This window comes from Nonomuraea sp. NPDC050547 (genome assembly GCF_044457345.1).
Taxonomy (GTDB): domain Bacteria; phylum Actinomycetota; class Actinomycetes; order Streptosporangiales; family Streptosporangiaceae; genus Nonomuraea.
Genome location: NZ_JBITGW010000011.1, coordinates 72,396 through 93,474, shown reverse-complemented (window position 1 = coordinate 93,474; position 21,079 = coordinate 72,396). Strand labels below are relative to the sequence as shown.

Annotated in this window: 18 protein-coding genes; 5 read left to right on the top strand and 13 right to left on the bottom strand. The window is 72.5% G+C overall.

Annotation, left to right across the window (positions count from 1 at the left end; all coding sequences use genetic code 11):
- Position 1: 1 nt before the first annotated feature.
- Positions 2 to 1,630 (bottom strand): serine/threonine-protein kinase, encoded by a 1,629-nt coding sequence (locus ACIBHY_RS27040; protein WP_397308061.1) that lies wholly within the window; start codon positions 1,628 to 1,630, stop codon positions 2 to 4.
- The gene (locus tag ACIBHY_RS27035) at positions 1,627 to 2,772 is read right to left on the bottom strand and encodes an AMP-binding protein (RefSeq protein WP_397244762.1); all 1,146 of its coding nucleotides are present in this window, start codon (positions 2,770 to 2,772) and stop codon (positions 1,627 to 1,629) included. Before ACIBHY_RS27035 ends, ACIBHY_RS27040 begins: the two co-directional genes overlap by 4 nt.
- A gap of 97 nt (positions 2,773 to 2,869) precedes the next feature.
- On the opposite strand from ACIBHY_RS27035, the gene ACIBHY_RS27030 reads away from it, so the two are divergent.
- Positions 2,870 to 4,024 (top strand): 4-hydroxybenzoate 3-monooxygenase, encoded by a 1,155-nt coding sequence (locus tag ACIBHY_RS27030; RefSeq protein ID WP_397308060.1) that lies wholly within the window; start codon positions 2,870 to 2,872, stop codon positions 4,022 to 4,024.
- On the opposite strand, the gene ACIBHY_RS27025 is transcribed toward ACIBHY_RS27030, so the two are convergent.
- The 9 genes from ACIBHY_RS27025 to ACIBHY_RS26985 form a co-directional block, all read right to left on the bottom strand.
- A complete protein-coding gene (locus ACIBHY_RS27025) occupies positions 4,017 to 4,952 on the bottom strand; it encodes a M56 family metallopeptidase (protein ID WP_397244758.1) in 936 nt (311 codons plus the stop codon). The two genes, ACIBHY_RS27030 and ACIBHY_RS27025, sit on opposite strands and share 8 nt — an antisense overlap.
- Entirely contained in the window at positions 4,949 to 5,323 is a 375-nt protein-coding gene (locus ACIBHY_RS27020; RefSeq protein WP_184960283.1) for a BlaI/MecI/CopY family transcriptional regulator, read from the bottom strand. The genes ACIBHY_RS27025 and ACIBHY_RS27020 overlap by 4 nt, the downstream gene beginning before the upstream one ends.
- 18 nt (positions 5,324 to 5,341) lie before the next feature.
- Positions 5,342 to 6,091, bottom strand: a complete 750-nt coding sequence (locus ACIBHY_RS27015; protein ID WP_397244755.1) for a (2Fe-2S)-binding protein — start codon at positions 6,089 to 6,091, stop codon at positions 5,342 to 5,344.
- Between the two features lie 133 nt (positions 6,092 to 6,224).
- Entirely contained in the window at positions 6,225 to 7,877 is a 1,653-nt protein-coding gene (locus ACIBHY_RS27010) for an oligopeptide/dipeptide ABC transporter ATP-binding protein (RefSeq protein ID WP_397308059.1), read from the bottom strand.
- Entirely contained in the window at positions 7,877 to 8,704 is an 828-nt protein-coding gene (locus ACIBHY_RS27005; RefSeq protein ID WP_397308058.1) for an ABC transporter permease, read from the bottom strand. The genes ACIBHY_RS27010 and ACIBHY_RS27005 overlap by 1 nt, the downstream gene beginning before the upstream one ends.
- Positions 8,701 to 9,615 carry an ABC transporter permease gene (locus tag ACIBHY_RS27000; protein WP_397308057.1) on the bottom strand — a complete coding sequence of 305 codons (915 nt, stop codon included), beginning with the start codon at positions 9,613 to 9,615 and terminating at the stop codon, positions 8,701 to 8,703. The genes ACIBHY_RS27005 and ACIBHY_RS27000 overlap by 4 nt, the downstream gene beginning before the upstream one ends.
- Positions 9,612 to 11,201 carry an ABC transporter substrate-binding protein gene (locus ACIBHY_RS26995; RefSeq protein WP_397244747.1) on the bottom strand — a complete coding sequence of 530 codons (1,590 nt, stop codon included), beginning with the start codon at positions 11,199 to 11,201 and terminating at the stop codon, positions 9,612 to 9,614. Before ACIBHY_RS26995 ends, ACIBHY_RS27000 begins: the two co-directional genes overlap by 4 nt.
- A gap of 87 nt (positions 11,202 to 11,288) precedes the next feature.
- Entirely contained in the window at positions 11,289 to 12,233 is a 945-nt protein-coding gene (locus ACIBHY_RS26990) for a sugar kinase (protein ID WP_397308056.1), read from the bottom strand.
- The gene (locus ACIBHY_RS26985; RefSeq protein WP_397308055.1) at positions 12,230 to 13,003 is read right to left on the bottom strand and encodes an IclR family transcriptional regulator; all 774 of its coding nucleotides are present in this window, start codon (positions 13,001 to 13,003) and stop codon (positions 12,230 to 12,232) included. Before ACIBHY_RS26985 ends, ACIBHY_RS26990 begins: the two co-directional genes overlap by 4 nt.
- Positions 13,004 to 13,111: 108 nt before the next feature.
- Between ACIBHY_RS26985 and ACIBHY_RS26980 the strand changes: the two genes are divergently transcribed.
- The 3 genes from ACIBHY_RS26980 to ACIBHY_RS26970 are packed head-to-tail and all read left to right on the top strand — an operon-like array spanning position 13,112 to position 16,034.
- Positions 13,112 to 14,341, top strand: a complete 1,230-nt coding sequence (locus tag ACIBHY_RS26980; RefSeq protein ID WP_379612327.1) for an extracellular solute-binding protein — start codon at positions 13,112 to 13,114, stop codon at positions 14,339 to 14,341.
- A complete protein-coding gene (locus ACIBHY_RS26975) occupies positions 14,338 to 15,219 on the top strand; it encodes a carbohydrate ABC transporter permease (RefSeq protein ID WP_379612326.1) in 882 nt (293 codons plus the stop codon). Before ACIBHY_RS26980 ends, ACIBHY_RS26975 begins: the two co-directional genes overlap by 4 nt.
- Complete coding sequence (locus tag ACIBHY_RS26970; RefSeq protein WP_379612325.1) at positions 15,216 to 16,034, top strand: carbohydrate ABC transporter permease; 819 nt, start codon at positions 15,216 to 15,218, stop codon at positions 16,032 to 16,034. Before ACIBHY_RS26975 ends, ACIBHY_RS26970 begins: the two co-directional genes overlap by 4 nt.
- Before the next feature lie 12 nt (positions 16,035 to 16,046).
- On the opposite strand, the gene ACIBHY_RS26965 is transcribed toward ACIBHY_RS26970, so the two are convergent.
- Positions 16,047 to 17,153 carry a winged helix DNA-binding domain-containing protein gene (locus tag ACIBHY_RS26965; protein ID WP_397308054.1) on the bottom strand — a complete coding sequence of 369 codons (1,107 nt, stop codon included), beginning with the start codon at positions 17,151 to 17,153 and terminating at the stop codon, positions 16,047 to 16,049.
- A 65-nt stretch (positions 17,154 to 17,218) separates the two neighbouring features.
- On the opposite strand from ACIBHY_RS26965, the gene ACIBHY_RS26960 reads away from it, so the two are divergent.
- Positions 17,219 to 20,437, top strand: coding sequence for a BTAD domain-containing putative transcriptional regulator (locus ACIBHY_RS26960; protein WP_397308053.1), 3,219 nt, complete (start codon positions 17,219 to 17,221; stop codon positions 20,435 to 20,437).
- Here the strand turns inward: ACIBHY_RS26960 and ACIBHY_RS26955 are convergent.
- Positions 20,404 to 21,066, bottom strand: coding sequence for a hemerythrin domain-containing protein (locus ACIBHY_RS26955; protein WP_397244736.1), 663 nt, complete (start codon positions 21,064 to 21,066; stop codon positions 20,404 to 20,406). The two genes, ACIBHY_RS26960 and ACIBHY_RS26955, sit on opposite strands and share 34 nt — an antisense overlap.
- Between the last annotated feature and the right edge of the window lie 13 nt (positions 21,067 to 21,079).

The following is a 21,079-nucleotide window of genomic DNA, read 5'->3' as shown; positions in this document are numbered from 1 at the left end:
ATCAATCCCGCTTGTACATCCGAATGATCTTGCCCTTGGCGTCGGCGGCCAGGTACGCGCCTCCGTAGTCGTCGCTGAGGTAGACGAGGATCGCCGGCTTGGGCGGGCCGTTGAACGGCCAGCCCGGCTGGACGATCACGTAACGGGAGGTCGGCTTGTCGATGCCGAGCCGCTTCTCCGCCGTCTTGAACAGGGACGGCAGCGCCTCCCAGTTGAGCGAGCTGAGCTGGACGGTCTTGTCGAGGCTGGACATGGTGCCGCCCGAGCCCTTGTTGACCTCGCCGTCGCGGTAGTCCCAGGTGTCGTAGAGGGACTTCTTCCCGCGGACCGGCGCCTTGGCCGAGGCGAACTGCTCGTGCACCGAGAAGTCGCTGAACACCTTGCTGCCCGAGGCCTTCTCCATGGCGGCGATCACCTGCCGGATGCGGCCGGGGGTGAGCAGGGGGCTGGTGTCGGGGACGGGAGCCTCGGTGACCGGGGGATCGTCGTCGTCGCCGACCTTGGCGGAGGCGGACGGTCTGCCGCTCGCCGCGGTGTTCGGCCGGGTGGGATCGTCCGACGGGCCGGGGGCCAGCCACTGGGGGACCAGGATGACGCCCGCCACCGCGAGCGCCGCCAGGACGACCGCTCCGGCCACGAGCGGTCCCGAGCCGCGCCGGCGGCGGGTGGACTGGGTGGCCCACCCGTGCACGTTCGGGCCGGTGGGCAGGCCGTAGACGGGCTGCTGCGGCGGCGGGTAGCCGGGCTGGGGCGGGGCGTGCTGGGGCGGGGCGTAGGCGGGCGGCGGCGTCGTGTACATGGGCGGGGCCATGGCGGCGTCGGCGAGCATCGCGTCGAGGCGGGCCGGGTCGGGGCGCGTGGCCGGATCCGGGTTGAGCAGGGCGGTGAGCACCGGGGTCAGCGGCCCGGACCGGCGCGGCGGCGGGACCCGGCCGTCCAGGACGGCGGCGAGTGTCGCCAGCGGGGTGTCGCGGCGCATCGGGTGGGTGCCCTCGACGGCCACGTACAGCAGCATGCCGAGCGACCACAGGTCGGAGGCCGGGTTGCCCTCCTGGCCGCGCAGCCGCTCCGGCGCGATGTACTCGGGCGAGCCCACCAGCTCACCCGTGGCCGTCAGGCCGGGCGAGTCGTACAGGGCGGCGATGCCGAAGTCGGTCAGGACCGGGCTGCCGTCGGTGCGCAGCAGCACGTTGGCGGGCTTGACGTCGCGGTGCAGGATGCCGGCGGAGTGCGCGGCGCGCAGCGCGGCCAGGATCCCGCGGCCCAGCATGGCGGCCTCGGCCGGCGGCATGAGCTCCTTGGCGATGCGGTCCTGGAGCGAGCGGCCGGGCACCAGCTCCATGACGATCCACGGGTGCGGCGTCTCCGGGGTGTCCACGATGTGGTGGATGGTGACCACGTTCGGGTGGTGGAGCCTGGCCAGCGCGCGTGCTTCCAGCAGGATCCTGTCGCGCATCATCCGGGCGCGGCCGGGGTCGTCGTCCAGCGGGCCGTGCGGACGGACCTCCTTGAGCGCGACTTCTCGATGGAGCGCCAGGTCGCGGGCACGCCAGACCGTGCCCATGCCGCCGCTGCCGAGCCGGTCAAGCAGCTCGAAACGACCGTCGATCACCTTTTGTCCGGGGGTCACGCGCCAAAGCTTAGAGCCCGTGGCGGTCGTCGCGCGCGGTGACTTCGCCCACCGGGATCACCGGTGCCGTGCGGAGACCTCCCGGCGTGGCCGAGAAGTTCGATCGCGCCGCCGGACAGCACTCTGACCAGGGCGCCGGTGGCGAAGAGGCGCTCGCCGCCGCCGCGGGGGTCGGGGACGAAGCGGGTGGCGGTCAGGGCCGGGTCGCCGTGGTAGCCGCGGGCCAGGCCGGGGCCGCCGGCGTACAGGTGGCCGGTCGTGGCCGGGTTCAGGTCCTCGTCGAGTACGCGGACGCGGGTGCCGTCGATCGGCCGGCCGATCAGGATGGTCGCGGCGGCGCCCTGCGAGACCAGGTGGCTGGTGACGAAGGCGGTCATCTCGGCGGCGCCGTACAGGTTGATCAGGGCCGATCGCGGGTGGGCGCGCACGAACGCTCGCGCGTGCGCGGGCGAGAGCACGCCGCCGCGGGTCAGCACTTGGCGCAGCCCTGCCAGGTCGGGCAGGCGCTCCTCGACCATCCGGTGGAACGACCAAGTGGACAGGAACGCCGTGGTCACCCGCTCCTCGCGCAGCAGCGCGCCCAGCTCGTCCGGCGACGTACGCCCCGGCGGCGCGACGACCAGCCGGGCGCCGTTGGCCAGCGCGCCCCAGATCTCGAAGGCGGCCGTGTCGCGGGTGACCGGCGAGGCGTGCAGGACGCTCTCCCCGGCGTTCAGGCTGACGTACGCCGGATCGTGCACGAGCCGCGTGATCCCCGCGTGCGGGACCGACACCCGCGGCGCCAGCACGCAGGCCAGGTTGCCGGGCCGGACGGTCGGCAGCGGTCCCGGCGTCCCGTCCCCGTCCCCGTCCAGCGTCCGCGCGGTGATCGCCAGATCCGTGGACATCAGCCCGCAGGGCACATACGCGCCCGCCGCCTTGAGCACCGCCAGCGCGGCCAGCACGAACTCCGCCGACCGGTCCAGCAGCACCCCGACCGGCGTCTCCGGCCGCACGCCCCGCGCGATCAGCCGCCTGGCCAGGCGCTGCGCCCGGCTGTTCAGCTCGCCGTAGGTGAGCGCGGCGCCGTCACAGGCGACCGCGACCCGGTCCGGCCCCGCCAGGGCGTGAGCGGCGACGAGCTCGTGGACGGGTGTGTACATGTCGGGACTCCAGGAGGTCGGCCGGACCTCACGAAAGCACCCGCCCAGCCGCCCTGTCCTTGTCAAAATACGCGCCCCGCCGGAGATGATGTGCCTCATGCGTACTCAAGTAGGGATCATCGGCGCGGGCCCCGCCGGGCTGTTGTTGTCCCATCTGCTCCACCTGCGCGGCATCTCCTCGGTGGTGCTGGAGCGCCGCTCGCGCGAGTACGTCGAGCGCCGCGTCCGCGCCGGGGTCCTGGAGCAGGGCACGGTCGACACGCTGGTCGCGGCCGGGGTGGGCGAGCGCCTGCTGCGCGAGGGCCTGCCGCACGAGGGCATCGAGCTGAGGTACGGCGGCGCCGCCCACCGCATCCCCTTCGAGAAGCTGGTCCCCGGCCGGCGCATCACCGTCTACGGCCAGCAGGAGGTGGTCAAGGACCTGATCGCGGCCAGGCTCGAAGCGGGCGGCGACCTGCGCTTCGAGGTGGACGACGTGGAACTCCACGGCCTGACGGGCGCGCCGTACGTGACATTCGGCGGCGACCGGCTCGACTGCGAGGTGATCGCCGGCTGCGACGGCTTCCACGGGGTGTCCAGGCCGTCGATCCCGGAGGGCGCGCTGACGGTGTTCGAGCGCGAGTACCCCTTCGCCTGGCTCGGCGTGCTGGCCCGGGTACGCCCGTCGGCCGAAGAGCTGATCTACGCCAGGAACGAGCGCGGCTTCGCCCTGCACAGCATGCGCTCGCCCGAGGTCAGCCGCTTCTACCTCCAGGTGCCGCCCGACGCGGATCTCGCCGACTGGCCGGACGAGCGCGTCTGGGCCGAGCTGAAGGCCCGCCTGGAGACGGTCCCCGGCTTCACGCTGGAGACGGGCGAGATCATCGAGAAGGGCGTCACGCCCATGCGCGGCTTCGTCGCCGAGCCCATGCAGTACGGCCGGCTGTACCTGGCCGGCGACTCCGCCCACATCGTCCCGCCCACCGGCGCCAAGGGACTCAACCTGGCCGTGGCCGACGTCAACGCCCTCACCGAGGCGCTGGCCGCCTACTTCGCCACCGGCTCCGCCGGGCTGCTCGACGGCTACTCGGCGGCGTGCCTGCGGCGCGTGTGGCGGGCGCAGCACTTCTCCTGGTGGATGACGACGCTGCTGCACACCTTCGACGACGAGGACGCCTACGCCCGCCGCCTGCAGCTGTCCTACCTGGACTACGTGACCTCATCGATGGCCGCCGCGACCACGCTGGCCGAGAACTACGTGGGACTCAGCTGAACAGCCCGTGGCAGTGGTGGGCCAGGAAGGAGGTCAGGCCGGGCACGGCCACCAGCGCGGCGGGGCCCGCCAGCAGCCCGGCGACCGTCAGCAGCCCGGACAGGCGCTCACGGCGTTCGAGCGGCTCGTGCGGGTGGAGCATGCGGCGCACTCTGGTCAGGGCCGTCTCGCCGCCGGCGGCCAGCGCGAAGGCGGGCACGCGGCCGGTCGCCAGGCCCACCAGCGCGGCGGCGATGTGGATGCGGTGGTGCCGCCTGGCCGCCATGTCGTCGGCCAGCAGCTCGACCAGCCTGGCCAGCTCCGCCCGCGCCCGCTCGAACAGCGGCACCCGAGGGAAGGCCCGGGTGAGGATCTCGGCCCCGGCCAGCACGAGATGGTGGCGCCCGCGCAGGTGGGCGTGCTCGTGGGCGAGGACGGCGGCCACCTGGTCGGAGGTCAGCGACTCCAGGGCGCCGGTGGTGATGACGGTCTGGGCGCGGCGGCCGGGCAGGCAGTAGGCGACGCGCTCGGCGTGCTCGACCACGACCGCGCCGAGGTCGCCGTCGGGCCGGCCGAGCAGGGTGAGCATCTCGGCATGGCGGCGGCGTTCGCGGCGGGTGCGCAGCACCACGTCGGCCACCGAGTAGGCGAGCCTGGCCACGATGAGGGCGGCGCCGGCCAGCCCGGCGCGCACCCCGGTCAGCGAGAGGTCGGGCAGTTCCGTGCAGGCCTCGAAGAAGCGGGCCAGGCCGTGGCCGATCAGGTCGGTGGGCACCGCGAGGGAGATCGCGGCCAGCAGCGCGGCGGCGACGGCGGAGAAGCCGGCCGCCTGCCACATGCCGATCGCCAGCCGGGGCGCCCTGGACGTCCACGACGCCCGGCCGAGCAGGCGCGGCAGCAGCACGGCGGCCACGACCGCGTAGAGAGCGAGGAAGAGCGGGACGATCACTGCTTGCGGCCTCCGGGCGGGAAGACCTGCAGCGCCGCCTCCAGCGCGGTGGCCTCCTCGGGGGTCAGCCGCTCCAGGAAGTGCACCAGCGTCGCCGCCTGGTTGCCGCTCGCGGCCAGGGAGTCGCGCATCAGCTCGGCGGTGTAGGCCTCCTTGGAGGCGACCGGCTCGTACACGTAGGCGCGGCCGACCGGCTTGCGCTTGAGCAGGCCCTTGGTGTGAAGCTTGTCCATCACCGTCATCACCGTGGTGTAGGCGATCTCCCTGTCCTTGCGGAGGTCTTCGAGCACGTCACGCACCGATGCGGGCTTGTGGTAGGCCCACATCCTGTCCATGATCGTGGACTCGAGTTCTCCCAGGCCGCGCTTCATGCGCTCATGCTACCGAGTTCAGTGGGGCACGACCCCGGCCGCCAGGACCCTGCGGTAGGCGGCCAGCCGGTCCTCGACGCTGTCCAGACAGCAGCTTGAGCATTTCACCGCCTCGGCCGAGGTGTAGTAGAGACAGCAGGTGCGGCGGAGGTAGAACAGGCCTTCGCGTTCGCCCTCGCGCAGCCGTACCACCTCGCCGAGGGGGTCCAGCACCGGCGCCGCGGCTAGGAAGCGCCGGTAGGCGGCGTGCAGGACGTCCACGTCGGCCCCGAGGCGGCTGGCGATGCAGAAGGCGGCGGCGCAGCCGTGCGCCACGCCGCCGTTGAGCTGGCGCAGCCCGGCCCTGGTCCGTGTCCGCATGGCCTGGGCCAAGGGCAGCAGGTGCTCGTTCAGCACCCATGAGACGAGTGTGTCCAGCGATCCCGGGCGCACCTCCGGCTCGCGCAGCGCCACCGCCTCGAAGCCGTGGTGCGGCGACAGGCGGATCGCCACGTTCGGCGGGCGCATGTCCACCAGCACGTCCTCCAAGGCCCAGGCCAGCAGCGCGGAGGCGGTGACGGTGCCGGAGTAGACGGCCATGACGGTCAGCGCTGTCGCGTGCTCCGACACCTGCCCGCTGGCCGTCCGCTCGGCCTCCAGGACCTGCCCGAGTTCGTCGGAGCCGGGATCGAGGAGGCGGTCGCAGGCCAGCCAGCCGGCTCCGGTCAGCCCGGTCTCCAGCCGGTACCTGTCCCCGAAGGAGGCCAGGCGGGCGAACACGTCTCTCACCGCACACCCACCGTCTGGAGATCTCGTCCCCCGGGTCGGGGAGGCGAGCCGGAACGGTCGGACACGGTGGTCTCCCGGGTACGTCGGCGGTGGTCACATGGGTGGGAAGGTGCCATCCAGGCCGGGGAGGACGTCAATTCAGCAGCTCCTGCGTGTAGGGGTGGGCGGGTGCGGCGGCCAGGTCCGCCGCCGGGCCGTGCTCGACGATCTCGCCGGAGCGCAGCACGACGATCCTGTCGCACGCCTGGACGGCCTCGCCCAGGTCGTGCGTGACGAAGACGACGGCGAGGCCGCGTCCCGAGGCCAGGGAGCGCAGCGTCGTCGCGATCCCGGCCCTGGTCGAGACGTCGAGCATCGAGGTGGCCTCGTCGGCGATGAGCAGCACGGGCTCGCCGGCCAGCGCGCGGGCGATGGAGACGCGCTGGCGCTGGCCGCCGGAGAGCTGGCCGGGGAAGCGGCGCAGGAACTCCCGATCGCACGGCAGCCCGGACGCCTCCAGCGCGGCCAGCACCTTCTCCTCCCGGTCGCCCGGCGTGCCCGAGACCACGAGGGGCTCGGCGACCAGGGCGCCCACCCGCATGCCCGGGTGCAGGGAGTCGTAGGGGTCCTGGTGCACGAAGCCGATGCGCCGCTGCAGGAGCCGCAGCGCCTTGCCGCGCCGGCCGGTCAGCTCCTCGCCGTCCACCCACACCCGGCCCGCCGTGGGCTTGATCAGGCCGAGGGCGATCCTGGCCAGCGTGGACTTGCCCGAGCCGCTCTCTCCGACCAGGCCGACGATCTCGCCGGCCCGCACCTCCAGGTCCACGCCCTTGAGCGCCTGGACGCCGCGGCGCCGGTAGACGTGGCGGATGCCGGTGAGGGTGGCGGCGGCCGTACCGGCTGAGGGGGTGGAACGCGGCACGACGGGATAGACGGGCGCGCCGGGGTGGTGGCAGGCGAGGCCGTCCACGAGCGGCGGGTCCACGTCGTGGCAGGCGTCGAGCGCGAGCGGGCAGCGCGGCGCGAACCGGCAGCCCGCCTGAGCCTGGCCGAGCGGGGGCGCGGAACCGGGCACGCTGCCCCAGGGGATCGAGCGGTCGGTGGCGGGGGTGGCCGTCAGCAGGCCGAGCGTGTAGGGGTGGCGTGGCGGCGCGCCCTTGGGACGGACCTCGGCCAGGCGGCCCGCGTACATGACCGCCACCCGGTCGGCGTGCGGGGCCAGCGCGGCCAAGTCGTGCGAGACGATCAGCATGCCGATGCCGAGCGAGGACAGCAGCGCGAGCACCTGGCGTTGCACGATCGCGTCGAGCCCGGTGGTGGGCTCGTCGGCGACCAGCAGCGACGGCTCGCCGGCCAGCGCCAGCGCGATCGCCACCCGCTGCCGCTGCCCGCCGGACAGCTCGTGCGGGTGGCAGGTGAGATGTTCGGCGCCGAGCCCGACGCGGTCGAGCAGCTCGCCCGGCCGCGCGCGGCCCCCGTGCAGGGCGAGCATCTCCTCGATCTGCGCGCCGACCTTGTGGACCGGGCTGAGCCCGGTCATCGCGCCCTGGGGCACGATCGCGATCCTCCGCCCGCGCACCCCCGCCCAGTCGGTACGGCGGGCGAGGTCGTCCTCCCCGAGCATCGCGGAGCCGGTCACCTCCGCCGAGCCGGGCAGCAGCCCGAGCAGCGCCCTGGCCAGCGAGGTCTTGCCGCAGCCGCTCTCACCCACGAGCGCCACGATCTCGCCGTCGCCGACGTCCAGGCTGACCCGGTCGACCGCGGGCAGCCCGTCGTAGTGGACCGACATCCCGGTGATGGAGAGCATCAGGCGGGCACCTCCTTCAACGCCGGGTTGAGCCGTTCTTCGACCGCGGTGCCGATCAGCGCCAGCGCCAGCACGCTCAGCGTGATGGCCAGGCCTGGCGGCAGCGCCCACCACACCCACGCCTCGGACAGGAAGACGCCGTTGACCTGCACCCAGTACAGGGTGGTGCCCCAGCTCGGCGCGGTGGGGTCGCCGAGGCCGAGGAAGGACAGCGTGGCGTCGTAGAGGATCGCCCGCATGGCGGCGCGGACGAACACCGGGATGAGCAGCGGCCCGATCAGGTAGGAGCCGTGCCGCAGCAGCAGCCACCAGCGTGGCGCGCCCATCGCCCGCGCGACCTCCAGGTGGCCGCGCGACCATGCGGTCAGCATCCCGGCACGCAGCACCCGGGCCGGAACCGGCCACATGAGCACGACCAGGATGGCCACCCTGATCCCGAACGACTGCCCGAGGAAGGCGGCGGCCAGGATGAACAGGATCAGCTCCGGCAGGATGAGCATCACGTCGACCGAGCGCATGATCAGCGAGGACAGCCATCTGGGCCCGATGGCGGCGGCGCCGCCGATGACCGCGGCCAGCGCGGTGACCACGAGCGCCACCAGGAAGCCGAGGCCGAGCGAGGTGGCCGCGCCGACGAGCAACTGGTCGAGGAGGCTGCGGCCGAGGTCGTCGGCGCCCAGCGGCAGCCCGGGGCCGGGCGGGGCGTACGGCTCGCCGATACGGGCGGTGCCCGCGGAATCGGGCAGGAGCAGGCCGTAGACGGCGGCGGCGGTGATGGCGGCCAGCAGCGCGAGGCCGGCGCGCCCCTGCCCGCCGAGCGCCCTCATGACCGGGCCCGCGGGTCGAGCAGCGGGTAGGTGGCGTCGGCGATCGCGTTCATCGCCACCACCATGAGCGTCAGCACGAGGAAGGCGCCCTGCATCAGCGGGTAGTCGCGGGCCGAGATCGCGCCGAACGTGAGCCGCCCGAGCCCGGGGTAGGCGAAGACGGTCTCGATGACGATCGAGCCGCCGGCCAGGAAGCCGATCTCCATGAGCACGATGGTGTGCACGGGCAGCAGCGCCGGCCGCAGCGCGTGCCTGCGGACCAGCCTGCCGTACGGCACACCGCGCGCGTGGGCGTGCTGGACCGGTTCGCTGGTCAGCGCGGTCAGCATCGAGGAGCGGGTGTAGAGGAAGAAGTAGCCGAGGCCGGTCACCACCAGCGTGGTCACCGGCAGCACCAGGTGCGCCAGGGTGCCGGCGCCGTAGGTGGGCAGCACGTTCAGCTGCACTCCGAACACGACGATGAGCAGCATGCCGAGCCAGAACGCCGACAGCGAGTCGAGCACGATGGCGGTGCCGAGCAGCCCGGCGCCGCCGCCTCTGCGCCTGCGCAGCGCGCCGAGCACGCCGAGCGCGACGCCCAGGACGCAGGTGATGACGATGCTGGTGCCGACCAGCAGCAGCGTCCAGGGCAGGGCCTCGCCGATGGCCTCGGTCACCGGCCGGCCGTCCGAGAGGGACGTGCCGAGGTCCAGGGTGAAGACGCCGGTCAGGTAGTCGGCGAACTGCTCGGGCAGCGGGCGGCCGAAGCCGTACTCCTGGGCGATCTGGGCGCGTTCCGCCTCGGTCAGCCTGGACAGCGCCTCGGGGCTGCCGAAGAGCTTCATCGGCCCGCCCGGCAGCGCCCTCGGCAGCAGGAAGTTGAGCAGCAGCGCGATCACCACGACCGCGCCGTACTCCAGGAGCCGCCTCATCCGACGAACGAGCCGCTGTGCAGGACACCGAGGCCGTTCTGCCAGGTCCAGCCGCCGTAGGCGTCCTTGCGGTAGGCGTAGGCGCCGTTGCGGTAGTAGAGGGTGAGGAAGGGGAGCTGCTCGGCGATCTTCCCCTGGAGCCCGGCCGCGGCGGCGGCCCGCTTCTCCGGCGTGGTCGTGGCCTTCAGCTCGTCGATGGCCTGGTCGACCCCGGCGTCGGAGAAGCCGCCGATGTTGAGGTTGCCGTCCTCCGGGTCGCTGTCGAAGAGCGAGACGATCTGGCTGCTGGTCTGCATGACCGGCGCCGACCAGCCCCACATGGTCAGGTCGTAGTTGCGGCCCTTCTTGACGTCGTAGTCGGGCCAGACCTTGGTGTCGAGCGAGTCCGGGTCGAGCGAGGTCACCTTGATCTCGACGCCGACGTTCTTGAGCATGTCGCGGATCAGCTCGGCGCTGCGCAGCCGGTCGGTGGAGGTGCTCTGGACGAGCAGCTCGTAGCTCATGGGCTTGCCGTCCAGGGTTCTGACGCCGCCGGGGCCCGGCTTCGCGCCCAGGGCGTCGAGCTCGCGCTTGGCGGCCTCGACGTCGAACAGCGGGGGCAGGGCCGGGCCGCCGACCGGGGACTCGGGGTGGACGAAGCCGGGATTGCCCGGTGTGCCCTGGCCGAGGAGCGCGGTCTTGACGAGGTCGCGCACGTCGACGGCCTTGGCGAGGGCCCGCCGTACCTCGGCCCGGTCGAAGGGCGGGCGGGTGGTGTTGAACTGCAGCATCGTGGAGGCGAACTCGGTGCCCTCGGCGATGCCGATGTTCGGCTGGCTCTGCAGAGCGGCGCGCTGCTGCGGTGGCACGTTCCTGACCGACAGGGCGACCTCGCCGGTGCGCAGGGCGGCGAACTGGGTGGTCTCCTGCGGGATCACGTTGACCTTGACGGTGTCGACCTTGGGCTTGCCGCCGAAGTAGCCGGGGTTGGCGGTGAGCGTGTAGCCGCGTTCCTTGTCGTAGGAGGTCAGGCGGAAGGGGCCGGTGCCGATCGCCTTGTCGGTGCCCGCCTCGTTGACCTTGGTCACCGACTCCCACAGGTGCTCGGGGAGCACGGCCATGTCGGACAGGATGCGCAGGGGGAACTCGGGGTCGGCGGCGTCGAGCGTCATCGTGACCGCGTCGCCGTCCGCTTTGACCTCGCGGATCGGGCGCACGTCGATCGCGGAGTCGCCGGAGAGGTTCTTGCGGTAGAACTCCACGCTGAACACCACGTCGGCGGCGGTGAACGGCCGGCCGTCCTGCCAGGTGACGCCGGTGCGCAACGGCAGCCTGAACACCTTGTTGTCGGTGGTCTCGACCGCGGTGGCCAGCGAGGGCGCCAGGCCCTCGCCCTTCTGGACCAGCAAGGTGTCGAAGATGAGCTTGACCAGGTTGTCGCCCGGGTAGCCGCTCTCGTTGGTGAAGGGGGTGAGGGTGCCCTCGTCGGAGGAGATCGCGATGGTCACGGTTTTGGCCGCCTGGGCGGCGGGTCGTTGGGCCGGTGCGCCGCTGCACGCGGCCAGCGTCGCTACCAGGGCGAACACGAGAACGGCAGAGTATTTCACGGAACCTCCGGGGGGTATGCGAGGTCGTGGGGAGCACTCTAGCCAGGAAATCCGATGATGAGTAGTAGTGACCGGTTTCTTTCCCGCTCAGCGGCTGACGCCCTCCGACGTCGGCCGGAGGAGGTCGAGGTCGGCGCGGCGGGGCAGCGACTCCCAGTCGCCCTGCGAGGTCACCGCGAAGGCGCCCGCGGCGCAGGCGGTGCGCAGACGCCGGTCCGGGTCGGCCCCGGCCAGCCAGTCCGCCAGCCAGCCGGCCGCGAAGGCGTCGCCCGCCCCCACGGGGTCGACCTCGGTCACCTTGTACGGCTCCGCGTGCCGTACCTGGTCGTCGGACAGTTCCATCGCCCCCCGCGCCCCGAACTTGAGCAGCACGTGGCGCGGCCCTAGAGCCTTGGCCAGCGCGACGGGATCGGCGGGATCGTGGGTGTCGGCGATCAGCCGCGCCTCGTCCTCGGTCGCGAACACCACGTCCACGTCGGCGATCACCGAGCGCAGCCACGCGCCGGCCTCCTCGCGCGTCCACAACGCCCTGCGGTAGTTGACGTCGAGCGAGACGAGGACGCCGGCCGAGCGGGCCGCGTCGATGGCGTGCCGCACCGCCGCCCTGGCCGAGGGGGAGAGGGCGGGGGTGATGGCGGAGACGTGCAGGACGCGGGCGCCCGCGATGAGCGCGGGGTCGAGGTCGGTGGGGGACAGGCGGGAGCCGGCGCTGTCCTTGCGGTAGTAGCGCACGTCGATGTGGTCGGCGGTGCGCCTGCCCTTGATCATCAGGCCGGTGGGCGCGTCCGGGTCGGGGATCGCGCGGGCGTCCACGCGCTCGGCGCGCAGGGTCGAGGCGATCAGCTCGCCGAACTCGTCGTCGCCGACCCGGCCGACCCAGGTGACGTCGTGGCCGAGCCGGCTGACGCCGATGGCCACGTTCGACTCGGCGCCGCCCAGGCCGAGGTCGAAGTCGCGGGCGAAACGCAGCGGGCCGGTCCGCCTGGCGGCGAACAGGGCCATGGTCTCGCCGAACGTCACCAGGTCGGTCATCGTGTGGACCCCAGCTTTCTCGAGATGCGGGCGGCGGCCTCCGCCACCATCGGGCCCAGTTCCCGTACCCGCGCGGCGGTGATGCGCGAGGTGAGGCCGGAGACCGAGATGGCGGCGCTGACCGTGTCGGTGTGGTTGAAGATGGGCGCGCCGACGCAGCGCACCTCGGGTTCGTTCTCGCGGTCGTCGACGGCGTAGCCGCGCTGCCTGACGCGGGTGAGCTCGCGGCGCAGCCGTTCGTGGTCGGTGATCGTGTGCTTGGTCATCGCGGGCAGGTCGTCGGGGATGGCCGAGTCGGGCTGCCAGGCGAGGATGGCCTTGCCGACGGCCGTGGAGTGCAGCGATCCGCGGCTGCCGATGCGCGAGGCCATGCGGACGGTGGCCTGGTTCTCGACCTTGTCGATGTAGACGACGTGGGGCGGGTCGTAGACGACCAGGTGGACGGTCTCGCGCACCTCGGCGACCAGGCGGTGCGACTCCTCGGCGGCGACCGCGCGCAGGTCGAGGGTGGCCAGGTAGGCCTGGCCTAGCTGGAGCGTGCCGTGGCCGAGCCGGTAGGCCCCGGTCTTCCTGTCGCGTTCCAGGAGCCGGGCCTCGATGAGCGGCGTGGCCAGCCGTAGCACGGTGCTCTTGGACAGGCCGACCGCCTCGGCGAGCTGGGTGAGCGTCAGTCCGCTGTGGGCGCGCACGTGGTCGAGGACCAGGAGCGCGCGGCGCAGGGAGGCGGACTGGTTGCGGTCGGGCACGATCGCCAAATTACGGCGAAGCATGCGTTGATGTCACATTCTGCAGCACCTCGTTGTGCATTGCACAACAAGTCGTGACAAGTCTTTTCGACTCAGGGAGAGCTTCCTAGTGTCGGCGCCAAGGAGGCAATAGTGAAGTTTCTTTACTGTGCCGCGGCCCTCTTGGCGCTCGCGGCCTGCGCGCCCTCCACCGCCCCGACCACGGGCGGCGGCGACGAGAAGACCGGAACGCTGAACGTGTGGCTCTACGACGAGCCCAACCGCGCTCCGAAGGACAAGGTCATCCAGGAGGCGATCAAGGAGTTCACCGCGTCGCACGCCGACGTCAAGGTCCAGGTCAGCTGGGTCCCGACCACCCCCGCGCGCCACGAGAAGTTCAAGGGCGCCTTCAACGACCCGGCCAGCGCCCCCGACGTGGCCGAGTACGGCAACACCGACCTGGCCGAGTACGCCGCCGCCGGCGGCTTCGCCGAACTCGACCTGACCGGCGAGGACCTGGGCGCCGACCTGGTGAAGTCCGCGACGGTCGACGGCAAGGCGTACGGCCTGCCGTGGTTCATCGGCATCCGCGCCCTCTACTACCGCACCGACGTCTTCGACGAGCTGAAGCTCAAGCCGCCGACGACCATCGCGGAGCTCACCGAGACCGCGCGCACGATCCGGGCCAAGAAGCCCGACCTGTACGGCATAGCCGTGGGCGGCGAGTACACCTTCGGCGCCCTGCCCTTCGTCTGGGACGCCGGCGGTGACATCACCACGCTCGACAGCCCCGAGTCCCGCAAGGGCGTCAAGGCCTACACCGACCTGCTGTCCGACGACATCTGCCCCGCCCAGGCCTGCGCCTCGCTGACCGGCGGCAAGACCGTCGAGCTGTTCGCCAGCGGCAAGGCCGCCATGGGCATCCTGGGCAACTTCAGCCGCTCCGCCGTGGACGCGGGCGCCGCGGCGGGCAAGTACAAGGTCATCCCGCTGCCCGGCGCGGCCCCCGGCTCGATCGCCCCGGCCTTCGCCGGCGGCAACAACCTGGGCGTGATGAAGAACGCCAAGCACCGCACGCTGGCCAACGACTTCGTCAAGCTGCTCGGCGGCAAGGCGTACCAGGCCAAGATGTACGAGGCCATGGGCAACCTGCCCACGCTGACCGGCGTACGGGAGGAACTGGCGGCCAAGGACCCGTTCTTGAAGCCGTTCCTCGACACGGTGGCCAAGGGCACCAAGTTCGTGCCGATCGACCCGGCCTGGGTGAAGATCGACAACGGCAAGGTCATCCCGACGATGCTGCAGAAGGTCGCCACCAAGCAGGCGACCGTCGAGGAGGCGACCACCGAGGCCGCCGCCGCGGTGAAGGCCGCCTTCGGGTGACGCGCGTCTCACGAGCCAGGCCGTGGGTGTACCTGCTGCCCACGGCGGCCGTGCTCGGGCCGATGTTCGGCTACCCGCTCTACATGCTGGGCCTGCTGTCGGTCTTCGACTACCGGCAGGCCCAGGTCAGCGGCGGGGAGCCGACCCGGTTCCTGGGGTTCGGGAACTACGCGAGGCTTCTGTCGGACGAGCGCTTCTGGAGTGTGCTCGTCCAGACGGTGGTCTTCGCGGCGGCGCTGGTGCTGGCGACGCTCGTCGTCGGCGCCGCGCTCGCGATCGTCATGGACAAGGCCGCGCCGTGGGCGCGCACCACGCTGTCGCTGGCGGCGCTCGGCGCGTGGGCGGCCCCGGCGATCACCGGCTCGACCGTGTGGATGTTCCTGTTCGACGCGGACCTGGGGCTGGTCAACCAGGTGCTCGGGCTCGACGGCTACAACTGGTTCTACGACAAGTGGGTGACGTTCGGAGTGGTCGGGGCCACGGTCGTGTGGCACTCGTTCCCGTTCGTGATGGTGACCCTGTACGCCGGGATGAAGGCGATCCCCGGCGAGGTCCTGGAGGCCGCGGCCCTGGACGGCGCCTCAGCGGTGGGCACGTTCTGGCGCGTGACGATGCCGATGCTCAGGCCGCTGGTGACGATCGTGGTGATCCAGTCGATCATCTGGGACTTCAAGATCTTCACGCAGATCTACGTCATGACCAACGGAGGCGGGATCGCGGGCCAGAACACCGTGCTCAACGTCTACGCCTACCAGACGGCCTTCGGCTCGTCGGAGTACGGCCTCGGGGCCGCGATCGGGGTGGTGATGGCGCTGATCCTGCTGGCGGTGACGCTGGTCTACATCCGCGCGCTCTACCGGACGGGGGAGAAGCTGTGAGGGGCCGCTGGATCGCCAACGCGGTGGCGCTGGTGGTCGCGCTGCTCACGGCCTTCCCGCTCTACTGGATGGCGCTGTCGGCGCTGAAGCCGGCCGGTGAGATCCAGTCGCTGGACGTACGCCCGTGGACGGCCCATCCGACCCTGGAGAACTTCGCCCGGGTCCTGACCGGCGAGGGCTTCGCCCGCTATCTCCTCAACAGCGCGCTGGTGGCGCTGGCGGTGGTGGTGCTGTCGGCCCTGATCGCCTTCCTCGCGGCGGTGGCGGTGACGCGCTTCAACTTCCGCTTCAGGACCACCGTGCTGATCATGTTCCTGATAGCGCAGATGGTGCCGGTGGAGGCGCTGACGATTCCGCTGTTCTTCGTGGTGCGCGACCTTCAGCTGCTCAACACGCTGGGCGCGCTGGTGCTGGTGCAGCTGGCGTTCTCGCTGCCGTTCGCGATCTGGATGATGCGCGGGTTCGTGGCGGCGGTGCCGGAGGCGCTGGAGGAGGCGGCCATGATCGACGGGGCGGGCCGGGCCACGGTGCTCTGGCGCATCCTGTTCCCGCTGGTCGCGCCGGGACTCGTGGCGACCAGCGTGTTCTCCTTCATCACCGCGTGGAACGACTTCATCTTCGCCAGGACCTTCATCATCTCCGCCAAGGAGAACCAGACCCTGCCCTCGGCGCTGCTCGTCTTCTTCAAGCCCGACGAGAACGACTGGGGCGGGATCATGGCCGCCTCGACGCTGATGACGATCCCGGTGCTGATCTTCTTCGTGGTGGTCCAGCGCAGGCTCGTCTCGGGACTGGGCGGCGCGGTGAAGAGCTGATGGCGTGAAGAGTCAGGAGCGTGAGGCGCCTAGCACGGCGGCTACCTCGTGCCGGTCGCCGGGGGCGAGGAACTCCAGCATCCTCGCCCCTTCCTCCTCGGCCTCCCGCAGGTCGGCGGGGGCGAACGGCTTCCACTGGTGGATCGTGAGCGTGGAGGTGCCCTTCTCGGTGCTCACCGTCCAGTCTCCGGCGGTGAACCCGTCCACGAGGATGAGCCGCCACTGGACGTTGGCCTTGACGAACGCGCCGCCCACCTCAAGGGCCCGCGGGGTGATGAACCTCGTCCGGTCGGCGTATCCGATGAAGGCATTGTCGAAGTCATACATCAACCGCACAGGCACCGAAATTTCGGGCGATGGCAGGGTCATGTCCGGCAGGTCGTACAGGAGGCGATCGTCTTCGGCCCTGTAGCGCACCAGGTCCATACCCTTGACCACCTCGGCCAGCCGGGTCAGCCCCGACCAGGTCTGCACGTCCTTCACCGACGCCGGCCCGAACGCCCGCAGATACCGCCGCACCATCTCCTCGGCGGACATCGGCGGCTCGGAGCTCCCCAGCCACGACTCGGCGGAGGTGTGCGCGATCGGCCCGCTACGCCCCCACAGGCCGCGCGGCGGCACCTGCACCAACGGCACCAGCCACCGCACGACCTGGCTCAGCGCGTGCGGGTCGTTGCCCGGCCAGCGCTCCGCCAGCGCCTTGCCCAGCTCGGCGAAGGTCTGCGCCCGCTCCTCCACCAGCGCGCGGCCGGCCACCGCCAGCTCGTCGAGGTCGACGCCCGACAGCCGCCTCACGAAGGTCGAGCGCGTGCCCCGCTCGGCCACCGGGTCCAGCAGGGGCCGCAGCGCCAGGCAGTCGCGGGCCGAGACCAGGTGGATGGTCGAGCGCTGCAACGCGATCCTGACCAGCTCACGGTTGTCCAGCAGCGCGGATGCGGCCAGCGGGTCGAACCCCTCGATCCGGTTCCACAGCCCGGCGTACCAGGTGTGCGGGGTCTGCGCCTGGAGGCCGAACAGGTGCTCGACCACCTCGACCACCGACAGGTCCGTACGGCGCAGCAGCAGTTGCCGCTCCATCGCGGCCCGGTTGAGCGCCCGGAGGCTGAGGACGGGATCCATGGCCCCTACCGTAGGGGCAATCGCGGCATGTCCGCTTCCGCGATTCTGGGTACGGTGGCGGTGTTGTGCTGACCTTCCAGGTGCTCGGCCCGCTCACCGTCCACGTCGACGATGAGCCCTTGGTGCTGGGACGGCCGCGGCAGCGCTCGGTCCTGGCCCGGCTGCTGGCCGCCGGCGGCCAGGTGGTGCCCGTGGACCGGCTCATCGACGACCTCTACGCCGACGAGGCGCCACCCAAGGCGCTGGCCGCCGTCCAGAGCTACATCTCCAACCTGCGCCGGGCGCTCGAACCCGGCCGCTCGCCGCGCTCCACCGGCGGGGTGCTGGTGACCGTTCCGCCCGGCTACGCGGTACGGCTGCCCGCCGACGCCGTGGACGCCTGGCGGTTCGAGAGCCTCGTGCGCGACCCGTCGGCCGACGCAACGGCGCTGGCCGAGGCGCTCGCGCTGTGGCGAGGGCCCGCCTACCAGGAGTTCGCCGGTCTGGCGTGGGCCGACGCCGAGGCGGCCAGGCTGGACGAGCTGCGGGCCTCGGCCGTCGAACGGCACGCGGGGGAGCTGATCGGGCAGGGCGGGGCGGCGCGGGCCGTACCAGATCTGGAGAGGCTCGTCGGCGCGTACCCCCTGCGCGAAGGGGCGTGGGCGCTGCTGGCGCGGGCCCTGTACCGATGCGGGCGGCAGGGAGAGGCGCTGGGGGCGCTGCGGCGGGCCCGCGCCCACCTGGTGGAGGAGCTCGGCGTCGATCCCGGGCCCGAGCTGAGGCGGCTGGAGGAGGACATCCTCGCCCAGGCCGCCCATCTCAGCGACCGGCCCGCCCCCGCCGCGCCGCCCGAGCGGCCGGTCGTGTCGGTGCGGCCGTACGTGGGCAGGCGCGGGGAACTGGCCGGGGTGCTCGCGCTGCCCGCGGGGGTCGTGCTGGTCAGCGGGGAGCCCGGCGCGGGCAAGACCGCCTTCATCGAGCAGGTCAGGACCCGGCTCGTGGCGCGGGGATGGGCGGCCGGCTGGGGACGCTGCCCCGAGCACGAGGGCGCGCCGCCCGGCTGGGCCTGGGCCGAGCTGCTGCGGGAACTGGCCGCCAAGGTTCCGCCCGACGACCCCGAGGCGCTGGCTCCCTTGCTGCGCGACGCCGCGGTCCGGGGCGACGCGGCCACCGCGCGTTTCCGGCTGCACCGCGCGGTCGCCGCCTTCGCGGGCGCGGCGGCGGCCAGGCAGCCGCTCCTGATCGTCCTGGACGACCTGCACCGCGCCGACGCCGAGACGCTCGCCCTCCTCACCCACGTCATCGCCGAGAACACCGCCGCCCGCCTCCTGGTGATCGGCTCCTACCGCCACACCGAGCCCAGCGAACGCCTGGCCGACGCCCTGGCCGCGATCGCCGCCCACGGACCGCTGCGCGTCGAGCTGGGCGGGTTGTCGCGGGCCGAGGTGGCCGAACTGGTCCGGATCACCTGCGCCCGCCCGGCCCCGCCCGAGGCGGTCGACGAGATCGCCGAACGCACCGGCGGCAACCCGTTCTTCGTCAGGGAGACCGCGCGGCTGCTCGACTCCGAAGGCGCGGTCACCGTCCCCGCGGGCGTGCGGGACGTGCTGCGCCGCCGCCTGGCCCGCCTGCCCGCGCAGGCGCGGACCATCCTGCGGCACGGCGCGGTCATCGGCAGGGAGAGCGGCGTCGCCGTCCTCACCGCCGTCAGCGGCGGCGACGAGGAGGCGGTGCTGGAGGCCATCGAGTCCGGCCTGGTCACCGGGCTGCTGACCGAGCCGGAGGCGGGCCGGGTGCGCTTCGCCCACGTGCTCATCCGCGACACGCTCTACGACGACCTGTCACGCATCCGCCGGGCGCGGCTGCACGGCCACGTCGCCCGCGCGATCGAGCAACACGAGCCGGACGACGTGGCCGCCCTGGCCCACCACTACCTCGCCGCCGCGGAGCGGGCGAAAGCCGTTCACTATGCCAGGCTCGCGGCGCGGCAGGCCGAGCGGCGCTTCGCCTTCGCGCAGGCGGCCGAGCTGTGGCAGCACGCGCTCGACGGCTTCGACGGCACCGCCCACGAGCGCCTGGAGCTCATGCTGGCGAAGGTCTCCGCCCTGGCCAACGACGGGCGGCTGGTCGAGGCGCGTACCCACCGCACCAGGGCGGTGCGCGAGGCGCTGCCGCTCGGCGACCCCGAACTGCTGGCGCGGGTGATCGTCTCCTTCGACGTGCCGATGTTCTGGAGCAGCAGGGAGTACGGCGGGCTCGACACCGACCTGCTCGCCGCGGTCGAGTCGGCGCTGGAGTCGCTGCCTCCCGGCGACGGCAGGGCCCGCTGCCAGTTGCTGACCACGCTCGCCTTCGAGCTGGAGGGCGAACCCACAGAACGCGGCTACCTGGCCTCCCGGGAGGCCGTCGCCATGGCCCGCCGCCTGGACGACCCCGGCCTGCTGACCCTGGCGCTGAACGGCCGCCACCACGAGAGCTTCCGCTACGACGGCCTGGCGGAGCGCGAGGAGATCGGGCGGGAACTGCTCACCATGGCCGAGGCCGACGGCACCCTGGAGGTGCTGGCGCACCTGATGCTCATGCAGAGCGCCACCGGCCGCGCCGACTTCGCCGCCGCCGACCACCACGCCGCGAAGGCCACCCGCCACGGCCTCGCGCTGCCCGAAGCCGTGGCCGGCTTCTACCGCGGCCTGCGCGCGGTCCTGGCCGAGGACTACACCGAGGCGGAACGCCGCTACCGCGCCGCCGCCAAGCAGGCCGGCCGCCTCGGCATGTGGCAGCACGAGGCAGGCGTGCTCCTGCTGGCCCTGTACGGCATGCACCTGATGCGCGGCGACGTCTCCCCGCTGCTGCCCGAGATCGAGCCGTGGGCCGGCTACGAACCCTGGCGGGACCAGATCACCGAACTCCACGCCCTGGCCCTGTGCCACGCGGGCCGCGCGGACGAGGCGCGGGCCAGGCTGTCCGGTCCGCTGAAGCCGATCAGGCGCGACTACTTCTGGCACTTCCTCACCGCCGTCCGCGCGCTGCTCGGCATCGCGCTCGACGACCGGCCGCGCATGGAGTCGGCCTACGCCGACCTGCTGCCCGTGGCGGCCCAGCCCGTGGGCGGCACCGGCTACCTGGCCGTCTGGCCCACGGCTCAGGTCCTCGGTGACGTGGCCGCCCACCTGGGCCGTCCCGCGGACCGGCACTACCGGCACGCTCTGGAGGCGGCGGAGCGGGCGGGCGTGGCCCCCTGGGTCGCCGCCGCCCGCGCCCGCCTCGGCGATCAGCCGAACAGCAGCCGCTCGCGCCGCGCGTAGCGGCCCCGGGTGAGCGCCAGCAACACGCGGAACGGCGCGCCCGCGTCGGCCAGCAGCCCGTCCATCTCCGGTTTGGTGGCGTAGCGGGCCAGCCACGGCACGGTGAAGGTCAGCTCCTTGAACGTGGCCCGCTTGGCCACCTGCTTCTCCACCCACGCGTACGCCCGGTGCGGCACGAACCGGGAGATGATCGGGAACAGGTCGGACTCCTCCTCGGCGATGTGCTCGTCGAGCAGCGCGAGCAGTTCCGCCAGCTCGATCCCCAGCGTGGCCGGGTCGCCGTGCACGGCCCTGCGGCAGCGGTTCAGCAGCGGCTCCAGCATCTGGTGGTCGTCGGTGAACGGGTTCAGGTCCACGGCCCGCCCGGCGGTGCTCTCGATGATCGGCCACAGCAGGTCGTCCTCGTTGGCGTGGTGGTGGTCGATCTCGACGAGCAGGCTGGAGACGTACTCGCGCAGGACCGCGACCCGCGCGACGCCCGGCGACCCGGGCCGGGCGAGCAGCTCGGTGAGCCGCCGCAGGTCGGCGAGCATGGCCCGGTGGATGACGTACATCGAGGTCAGATTGGGCTCAGGCTCCTGCCCGCCACCGCGGCGGGGCGTGAACGTGGGGATCTGTACGGTGCTCATGCGGTCAGCATGA